The organism is Microbacterium sp., assembly GCF_047607465.1.
Classification (GTDB): Bacteria; Actinomycetota; Actinomycetes; order Actinomycetales; family Microbacteriaceae; genus Microbacterium.
Window position 1 is genome coordinate 1 of the sequence record NZ_JASGCY010000066.1, and the last position, 8,279, is coordinate 8,279.

Consider the following 8,279-nt stretch of genomic DNA (forward strand, 5'->3'; position numbering starts at 1 on the left):
CCGCCGGCGAGGGCCGCGCCGCCTACGACAGCGGGCGCAGCGATCACGGTGCCGCCGCCGAGGGTTACGACCTCCAGCCCGCCGCCGCCGATGATCAACGCACCACCGCCGACCATGCCACCGATGCCGAGGAGCATCTCCAGGACGAGGTCGGGGTGCTCCCACATGGTTTCCGCGATGCTGCCGAGGAAGTTCAGGGTGGCCAGGAACGGTTGCACGACCCCGACCTCGATCACCGTTCGGGCGATGGCATCCGCGGCGGCCTGCTGCTCCTGTGCGGGGGTGAGCGGCAGCGTGGCCGCGTCACCCGCTTCGCCGATGATGTTCGCGTACCCGGTCGCGAGGACGTCCAACTGGTACCGGGCGTTGGCGAGCACCTCCCGCGCTTCCCGATACGCGGGCCCCGCAGGGTCCACGAACGGTACATCCACGTCAACATGACGGATGCCGGCCCCTCGACGCAACGACCTCACATACTCCTGATGCGCCACCAGTGCCGCAGCGGACTTCGCTTCGGCTGCGTTCCACAACTCGATCGCGATAGCGGCCTGACCTTGCGCCCACTCCAACGCGCCCGCGTAGTTCTCGAGCGCGTTCGCCGCCGCGGTGAACGTGTCGCTCGTGGTCTGCCAGTACGACAACTGCTCCTCGAAGCGCTCCACGTACCTGTCATACGCCGCACCCGACCACGACCCGTCATCGTCGAGTTTCGCGAACGCGGCACGGGCCTCGCCCGCCCGATCGGCGATATCCCGCCACGCCGCCGCGCCATCTCGTGCGTTGGATGCCGACCCGGGAATCAGATCGACCGCGTTCTGCGTCTGCCCGAGCTCCATCAGGAGTCCCAGATCAACGAATCCATCTCCACCGTGCCCGCATTCTGGCCCTCGTCGAAGATCCGCGCCGTGGTGGTCAGCTTGTCGGAGAACTCGTTCAGCTCATCCACCCGCGTCTGCAACCCGGTACCCCACTTGTCGGCGAAGAAGGCCACTGCCTCCGTGATCCCCGCATGCCCCAACGTCGTCGGACGCGGCACCGCCGTGCTCCCGAAATCCTCCGCCACCCGAACCGTCTTCGACGCCATCGCCCGCAACTGATCCGTGTCCACCTGATAATCACTGCTCACAACGAGCCCTCCGATCACAACCCCCCCGCAGGCGCCTCACACGCGCTCCCGCACGTGCCGGACACTACCGGACAACGAGGACAAGCGCATCTTCACTTCGACGCAGACGATATGGGCGGCGAGGTGCGGGTCGAAGAGCCCGCCAGGAACGCGACCCTTCCGCCGATCCCGATGCCGCCGTGCAGGCGCTGCCGCCGCCGAGGTCCTCATCGACGCCGCCCTCGCGTGACGCGGACTGATGGCAAGCTTTGTCATCAGTGGCGTATGCTCGCGGCATGAGCACTATGAACGTCTCCCTGCCCGCGTCGATGAAGGACTTCGTCGACGCTCAGGTGCGCGAGCACGGCTACGGCACCAGCAGCGAGTTCGTGCGGAGTCTGATCCGGCGCGAGCAGGAGAGAGCGCGGGTGCGCGCCCTCGTGCTCGACGGGATGTCATCCGGGCAGGGCTCCGAGGTGAACGACGCCTATTTCGATCACCTTCGTGAGGGGATCCGGGCGTCGGCAGATGGTGCGGCGTGACTCGACGGGTCGTCACAACCGCCCGCGCCGATGAGGACATCGCGTCAGCGGTGGCGTACTACGTCGATGCCGGAGCATACGACGCAGCGATGGATCTCGTCGACGCGCTGAAGAAGGCGTTCGAGTCTCTGAGCGCGTTCCCGTCGATCGGTTCGCCGAGGTTAGCCATCGAACTCGGACTCGAGGACGTGCGCACCCTCACTCTGCAGCGATTTCCTTATGCGCTCGTCTTCACAGACGCGGACGACGCCGTCCGAGTGCATCGGGTTCTGCATACGGCACGTGACATCGGCGGGGAGTTGGCAGAGCGCTGAGCGAGGCCGCATCAGAGGGCGGATGCCGGTCACAGGACGAGCCGGTACCCCATCCCTGCTTCGGTGAGCAGGTGTGCGGGCTCCCCCGGCACCTCTTCGAGCTTCTTGCGCAGCTGTGACATGTATAGGCGCAGGTAGCCGGAGTCCGACACCTGCTCGCTGCCCCAGATGTCCTTGAGCAAGTCCTGCCGGGTGACCAGGGCGCCGGGGTGCCGGGACAAGTACTCCAGCATCCGCCATTCGGTGGGGGTGAGATGCGCCCGGGAGCCGCCGCGTGTGACCGTCTTCGTCGCGAGGTCGACGATGACGTCGCCGAACCGCACCGTCGACTCGCCCGTCTCGCCCGAGGCGGGCTGCGCCCGCCGCGACAGCGCCCGCAGCCGCGCGAGCAGCTCGTCGATCTGGAAGGGCTTGGTGACGAAGTCGTCGGCGCCGGCGTCGAGGGCTTCGACTTTGTCGGCCGACCCCGTCCGCCCAGAGACGACGATGATCGGCGCCATCGTCCACCCGCGCAGCCCCTGGATCACCTCGACGCCGTCGAGGCGCGGCATCCCGAGGTCGAGCAGGACGATGTCGGGGCTCTCCTGGGCGGCCACGGTGATCGCCTCCGCGCCGTCTGCGGCGGTGACGACGTCGTATCCGTGCGCCGCGAGCGTGATCCGCAGCGCCCGCACCATCTGCGGATCGTCATCGGCGATGAGCAGCTTCACGGCTCCTCCGTGGCGAGCGGCAGCGAGACCATCATGGTGAGCCCGCCGCCTGGGGTGTCTTCGGGTGTCAGGCTACCGCCCATGCCTTCGGTGAAGCCGCGGGAGAGCGCGAGGCCCAGCCCGAGTCCTGTCGTGTTGTCGGTGTCGCCGTAGCGCTGGAACGGCCGGAACATCGCGTCGCGGCGGTCGGGCGCGACGCCCTCGCCGTGGTCGATCACCCTGATCTCGGCGAGGTCGCCCTGGCTGCTCGTCGCGATCAGCACGCGGGTGCCCGCAGGCGCGAAGCGCCGCGCATTGGCCAGGACGTTCACGAGCACCCGCTGCAGCAGCACCGGATCGGCCCGCAGCGGCGGCAGGTCGGGGTCGAGGGCGAGGTCCACGTCGGCGGGGCCGAGCCCCAGTTCATCGATCGCCGCGAGCACAGCGGCGGCAGCATCCACCGCTGTCAACGACACCGCCAGCACCCCGGCCTGCACGCGGCTCACGTCGAGAAGATCGGTGACAAGGGCCGACAGCGTCGCCAGGCTCTCGTCGGCTGTCGCCAGCAGTTCCTCGCGATCGGATGCTGTGAGCTGCTGCGCCGCGCGAAGACCGCCGATCGCGGCGACGGCGGAGGCCAGGGGGCGCCGGAGGTCGTGGCTGACGGCGGAGAGCAGGGCGCTTCGCACCTGGTCGGTCGCGGCGAGCGCCTCCGCTTCGCGTGTGACGGTCGCCAGCAGGTGAGCCTCGGCGGCGGCGCGCTGCGCGATGCGGGCCCGGCGCGCGGCGAGGTCGACGATGAGGCTCACGAGCACCGCGATCACCACGTACAGGGCGAGGGCGACGGCGTGCAGCGGGTGGTCGATCTTGATCGCGAACAGCGGTTCGACGAAGAGGAAATCGAGGGTGATGCCCGAGAGCACAGCCGACAGGACCGCAGGACGGATGCCGCCGACGAGCGCGACCACCACGACGAGCAGCTGGTAGCCGAGCACCTCGGCCGTGATCGACTCGGCAGTGTGCAGGGCGAACATGAGCCACGACAGCAGGGGCCCGGCGACGAAGGCGATCGCGAAGCCCGCCGCCTCGCGCCGCGCGCCGATGGCGCCAGACATCCGTCCGCGCTTCCGCATCGCCATCCGCCCGTCTCTCGCGTGCTCGATCCTATGCCCGGCGGCTCCGCGGGGCGCGTTTCGTCTCGGTCGCTGCGCTCCTTCGCTCAACGACCGGTCGTCGCGCGAGCCGCGACGCCGTCGAGGATCAGGCGCAGCGACGACTCGAACTGCTCGTCGTCGTCGATCTCGGCGAGGTGTGGCGCGACCGCCGCGAGGTGCGGGTACTCGGCGGGCGACGCGAGCAGGTACTCGCGCCGCATCGCCTCGCGGTCGCCCTCGCGGGCCGACGCGTCGAGCAGCAGGAAGCCCGCTTCGTACGCCCCCGCCGCGAGGGCGAGGTCGGTGACCGAGCGGTAGACCAGGGCGGCCTCTCGCCCGTGCAGCCCGGCGTCGGCGAGGGCGCCGATGACGGCATTCGCTCCTCGGAATTCGTCGGGACTGCGCGAGACGCGCACGGCGGCGAGCACGGCGACCGACGGATGCCGAAGGCACGCCGCTCGCACCCTCCGGGCGAGCGTTTCGAGAGTCTCGCGCCAGCCGGCACCCGTGCGGAACCCGCTCAGCGCCTCGGTCATCAGGCGTTCGGCGAGCGAGAGCACGATGGCGTCCTTGCTTGCGAAGTGCCGCAGCACCGCGGTGTGATTGGTGCCGAGCTCGGTGCCGAGGCGTCGCAGGGTGAGGGCGTCCGCGCCCTCGGTCTCGACGATGCGCATGGCCGCGTCAGTGATCGCGGTGCGGGTGAGGGCCATTCTCAGAGCGTATCGAGTGCCTCGACGATCGCGGTCAGCGCGGCGACGGTCTCGCGGTCGCGGGCCTCGTCGTCGGCGGTGGTCCAGGCGCTGGTCTTGGCGATGACGACCTCGCGGTCGGGGTCGACCCAGAGGTACTGTCCGTGCACCCCGAGTCCGGTGAAGGCGCGGTGCTCTCCGCCGAGCGTCCACCACAGGTTCGAATAGCCGTAGTGCGGGTATCCGCTGGCGCCGAGTGCGCCGACATCGAGGTGAGGGATGTCGGCGCCGCGGCTGCGGGCCACCCACGGGGCCGGGACCACCTGCGTCTCGCCGGCGCGGCCCTCGTTCATCGCGAGCAGGCCGATGCGGGCGAGGTCGCGCGTGGTGATGTTCAGCGACCCGCCGCCGAGGGCGGTGCGGGGGCGGCCGCGCGAGAGGAAGTAGTAGGCGTCGTGCTCGGCGCCGATCGGGCCGAGCAGGTGCTCGGAGGCGTACTGGGCGAGCGTGCGTCCGGTCGCAGCCTCGAGCACCCAGCCGAGCACGTGCGTGTCGATCGTGGAGTAGAGGAACGCCTCGCCGGGCTTCGAGCGCACCGGCAGGGAGCGGATGACGTCGAGGATCGAGCCGCCCGTGGTCACCGCGTCCTGGAACCGGTTGATCGGAGAGTCGCGCACGGTCCAGTCCTCGAGCTCGCCGACGCCGCTGGTCATGTTCAGCAGGTGGCCGATGGTGGGGCCGTCGTATCCGGTGCCGGCGAGCTCGGGCCGGTAGGTCACGACCGGGTCGTCGATCGAGGCGATCTCGCCGCGTTCGAGGGCGATGCCGAAGAGCATCGACGTGACCGACTTCGTGAGCGAGTACACCTGGAAGCGCCGGTCGGGGGCGGCGAAGGCTCCCGGATACTCCTCGGCGACGATGCGACCTCGGTGCAGCACGACGAACGAGGTGGTGTGGGTGCGCCGGTGCAGGTCGGGGAGGGTGCAGGTCTCGCCCTCGAAGGAATAGGTGACCGGCGGCATCGGCGCGCCGTGCGGGAGAGGGGTCGCATGCGCGGGGGCCTGTGCGCTCTCGGTGGGCATCACGCGGTTCATGTGCGTGAAGGTCCACTCGTTGATGGGCCGTCGGGTCGCGATCTCGCTCTGGTTGCGCCAGGCCCAGACCGCGGCGGCTGCGGACGCTGCGACGGATGCTGCGGCGATGAGCCGTCGTGCCTTCATGTGTCTTCCTCCGCGGGTGATCGGATCGCGATCTGGACGAATGTCACCATTGGTGACACCATTGGAACAATCGTAGCGTCAACCGGCGGCGATCCGAAGGAGTACGCGTGACACAGACCTTGGCCGCCCGTGCCCGCAGGATCATCGCCCTCACCGCAGGCATCACTGTCGGAAACGCCGGCGGCAATGTCATGCCGGTGCTGCTCGACGGCTTCGGCGAACGGTTCACATTGACCCCGTCGATGGCGGGCCTGATCGCCGGCGGGCAGTTGCTCGCGACCGCGATCTGCACTCTCGGATTCACCCGTCGCGCAGCGCGCCCAGGGCGGGTGCGGCTGATTCGTGTGGGCTTCCTGATCGGCGCGCTCGGAATGATCGCCTCGTGGCTGAGCATGGACGAATGGATGCTGCTGGGCGCGAGCATCCTCGCAGGTTCGAGCCTCGGACTCGTGTTCGCGGCAGCATCCGCCGCTCTCAGCGCGTGCGACGACGTCGATCGGGCGACGACGCTCACCGTGCTCTTCAGCACGATCGTCACCGCGGTGCTGATCCTCGCGATCCCCCTCGTGAACGGGATCGGCGGTGGCACGGCAGGGTTCGCCGTGCTCGCCGGATGCTGTCTGCTCGGGGTGCTCCTCGCCGGCCCCCTTCCCGAGATCGCCGCTGACGAGGTGCGCGGCGGCTCGCGGCCGGGCCTCGTTCTCCTCGGGGCCATCGTCCTGTTCGGTGTCGTCGAGCAGGGGGCGTGGTCGTATGCGGGGCAGTTCGGGCAGCAGAATGCGGGCTTCGACACGGACGAGGTGTCCGTGGTGCTCGCGGTCGCCGCAGCCGCGGCTCTCGCCGGTGTCGGTCTCGCCGAGCTCGGGCGCCGGCTCGCCGGGCCCCGGGTCGCGCTCGCCGCGGTGCTCGTGATCGGAACGGTCGCGAAGGCGCTCGTCGTGCTTCCCCCGAATGCCGGCGTGTTCGCGATCGCCGCGACGGTCTGGCAGATCTGCTACCTCGCCACCCTCGTGCTGGTGCTGGCCGCTGCGGGCAGGCGCGAGTCGAGCGGGCGGTGGGTGGCGGCATCCGCTGGGTCCCTTGCTCTGGGCACCGCCTTCGGCCCGGTCGTGATCGGATACGCGCTCGAGCACTTCGGAGCCGTGACGGTCTGCGCCGGCATCGTCGGCATCGTGACGGTGGCGGCCGGCCCCCTGGTCGGGCTCAGCTCGGCATCCGCTCCCGAGCTTGCTCCCGAGCCTGCTCCTGAGAACTGAACCGTCTCGGGTCGATGCCGCGCGAACCGGCGCGTGCTCCGGTCGCGATCCGTGTCGCTCTGGCGCCTGCCCGTTCGTTCCGGTCGCGATCCGTGTCGGTCCGGCATCCACCCTCGCCGTTCCGGTCGCGATCCGTGTCGGTTCGGCGATGCTTTAGCGGCGCGAAGTGCGACCGGAACGGGGGAGGCGGATGCCGAGGCGGCACAGATCGCGACCGGAACGGGGGAGGTGGATGCCGGCAGCGCACGTCGAGATGGAAAGGTGATCCCGGACACGCCCCAGGACCTCTTCGGCGATCGGGCTGAGGCGTGTCTTGACCAGGTTTCGCTGGAGACCGGTTCGGGCGCGCTTCGCTGAGCTGCAGCAGATCTGAGAGACTGGATGCATGGAAACCGCCGTGTTCCTCGATGCTGAGGCGATTCGGCGTGCTTGCGAGCGGTATGGCGTGCAGCGGCTCCGTGTTTTTGGCTCGGTGCTCACCGACCGGTTCGACCCGGTGACGAGCGACGTCGATTTCCTTGTGACCTTCCAGTCGGAGCGGGAGAACCTGTTCCACGACTATTTCGATCTGAAGTTCGCATTGGAAAGGATCGTCGGCCGGGGAGTCGATCTCGTCGTAGAGCGTTCGGTGAGGAACCCCTTCTTCAAGGCGGCGGCCTTCGCGAGCGCGCAGGATCTTTATGCGGCCTGAGGCGGGCGCGCATCTGTGGGATGCAGCCGAGGCAGCCCGACTCGTCTATGAATTCGCTCGGGGCAGGACTGAGACGGAGTTCACTCCCGATCTTGTCGTCCGTTCGGCGGTCGAGCGTCAGCTGGAGATTCTTGGCGAGGCGCTGAACCGACTTCGCAGGGATGATGCGGACACGGCGGCTCGAGTTCCCGACCTCGACAAGATCATCGGAATGCGGAACGTCCTAGCTCACGAGTATGGCGACATCGACGTTGAAATCGTCTGGCGTGCGGCGACAACCGGTGTTTCATCCCTGATTCCGGTCCTGAACGAGCTTGTCGAGGAAGCCCGTAGCGGCGCGGGACTGTAATGTCATCGTGGCGGTGGCCGCTGCCCCTGGCCGGGCTGAGCTCGGCATCCGCTCCTGGGCCCGTTGCTGAGCTTGAGAACTGAATCGTCTCGCTCCGATGCCGCGCGACCCGCTGCGCGCTTGGTTCCGGTCGCGATCTGTGTCGCTCCGGCTGCTGCGCCCTCGGTTCCGGTCGCGATCCGTGTCGCTCTGGCGATGTTTTAGCGGCACGAAGTGCGACCGGAGCGGGGGAGGCGGACGCCGAAGCAGCACCAATCGCGACCGGAACGG

The 8,279-nt window shown here is 69.0% G+C and carries 10 protein-coding genes and 1 pseudogene; 5 read left to right on the top strand and 6 right to left on the bottom strand.

The window, feature by feature from the left end; all coding sequences use genetic code 11:
- Positions 1 to 836 (bottom strand): putative T7SS-secreted protein (locus tag QM568_RS09345; RefSeq protein WP_415138115.1); only part of this gene is annotated, 836 nt, incomplete at its 3' end.
- Positions 836 to 1,108, bottom strand: coding sequence for a hypothetical protein (locus tag QM568_RS09350; protein WP_415138117.1), 273 nt, complete (start codon positions 1,106 to 1,108; stop codon positions 836 to 838). The genes QM568_RS09345 and QM568_RS09350, both read right to left, overlap by 1 nt.
- 293 nt (positions 1,109 to 1,401) lie before the next feature.
- Between QM568_RS09350 and QM568_RS09355 the strand changes: the two genes are divergently transcribed.
- Both QM568_RS09355 and QM568_RS09360 read left to right on the top strand, forming a co-directional pair.
- Positions 1,402 to 1,647 carry a ribbon-helix-helix domain-containing protein gene (locus QM568_RS09355; protein ID WP_415138119.1) on the top strand — a complete coding sequence of 82 codons (246 nt, stop codon included), beginning with the start codon at positions 1,402 to 1,404 and terminating at the stop codon, positions 1,645 to 1,647.
- Positions 1,644 to 1,961: a type II toxin-antitoxin system RelE/ParE family toxin gene (locus tag QM568_RS09360; RefSeq protein ID WP_415138121.1), complete on the top strand. Its 318-nt coding sequence runs from the start codon at positions 1,644 to 1,646 to the stop codon at positions 1,959 to 1,961. Before QM568_RS09355 ends, QM568_RS09360 begins: the two co-directional genes overlap by 4 nt.
- Positions 1,962 to 1,990: 29 nt before the next feature.
- Here QM568_RS09360 and QM568_RS09365 read toward each other — a convergent pair whose 3' ends face one another.
- From QM568_RS09365 to QM568_RS09380, 4 genes and pseudogenes are all read right to left on the bottom strand, one after another.
- Positions 1,991 to 2,671: a response regulator transcription factor gene (locus tag QM568_RS09365; RefSeq protein ID WP_415138123.1), complete on the bottom strand. Its 681-nt coding sequence runs from the start codon at positions 2,669 to 2,671 to the stop codon at positions 1,991 to 1,993.
- A pseudogene (locus QM568_RS09370) lies at positions 2,668 to 3,819 on the bottom strand (ATP-binding protein); the annotation flags it as partial. The pseudogene QM568_RS09370 and the gene QM568_RS09365, both read right to left, overlap by 4 nt.
- A 50-nt stretch (positions 3,820 to 3,869) precedes the next feature.
- Complete coding sequence (locus QM568_RS09375) at positions 3,870 to 4,514, bottom strand: TetR/AcrR family transcriptional regulator C-terminal domain-containing protein (RefSeq protein ID WP_415138125.1); 645 nt, start codon at positions 4,512 to 4,514, stop codon at positions 3,870 to 3,872.
- 2 nt (positions 4,515 to 4,516) lie between these two features.
- Positions 4,517 to 5,713, bottom strand: a complete 1,197-nt coding sequence (locus tag QM568_RS09380; protein WP_415138127.1) for a serine hydrolase domain-containing protein — start codon at positions 5,711 to 5,713, stop codon at positions 4,517 to 4,519.
- 107 nt (positions 5,714 to 5,820) lie between these two features.
- On the opposite strand from QM568_RS09380, the gene QM568_RS09385 reads away from it, so the two are divergent.
- From QM568_RS09385 to QM568_RS09395, 3 genes are all read left to right on the top strand, one after another.
- Positions 5,821 to 6,969, top strand: coding sequence for an MFS transporter (locus QM568_RS09385; protein WP_415138129.1), 1,149 nt, complete (start codon positions 5,821 to 5,823; stop codon positions 6,967 to 6,969).
- A gap of 385 nt (positions 6,970 to 7,354) precedes the next feature.
- Complete coding sequence (locus QM568_RS09390; RefSeq protein WP_415138131.1) at positions 7,355 to 7,660, top strand: nucleotidyltransferase family protein; 306 nt, start codon at positions 7,355 to 7,357, stop codon at positions 7,658 to 7,660.
- Entirely contained in the window at positions 7,650 to 8,009 is a 360-nt protein-coding gene (locus QM568_RS09395; protein ID WP_415138133.1) for a DUF86 domain-containing protein, read from the top strand. The genes QM568_RS09390 and QM568_RS09395 overlap by 11 nt, the downstream gene beginning before the upstream one ends.
- Positions 8,010 to 8,279 lie beyond the last annotated feature (270 nt).

Coding starts and splice junctions, on each gene's coding strand:
- QM568_RS09390 (WP_415138131.1), top strand. CDS start 7,355: ATGGAAACCGCCGTGTTCCTCGATGCTGAGGCGATTCGGCGTGCTTGC.
- QM568_RS09375 (WP_415138125.1), bottom strand. CDS start 4,514: ATGGCCCTCACCCGCACCGCGATCACTGACGCGGCCATGCGCATCGTC.
- QM568_RS09380 (WP_415138127.1), bottom strand. CDS start 5,713: ATGAAGGCACGACGGCTCATCGCCGCAGCATCCGTCGCAGCGTCCGCA.
- QM568_RS09395 (WP_415138133.1), top strand. CDS start 7,650: ATGCGGCCTGAGGCGGGCGCGCATCTGTGGGATGCAGCCGAGGCAGCC.
- QM568_RS09355 (WP_415138119.1), top strand. CDS start 1,402: ATGAGCACTATGAACGTCTCCCTGCCCGCGTCGATGAAGGACTTCGTC.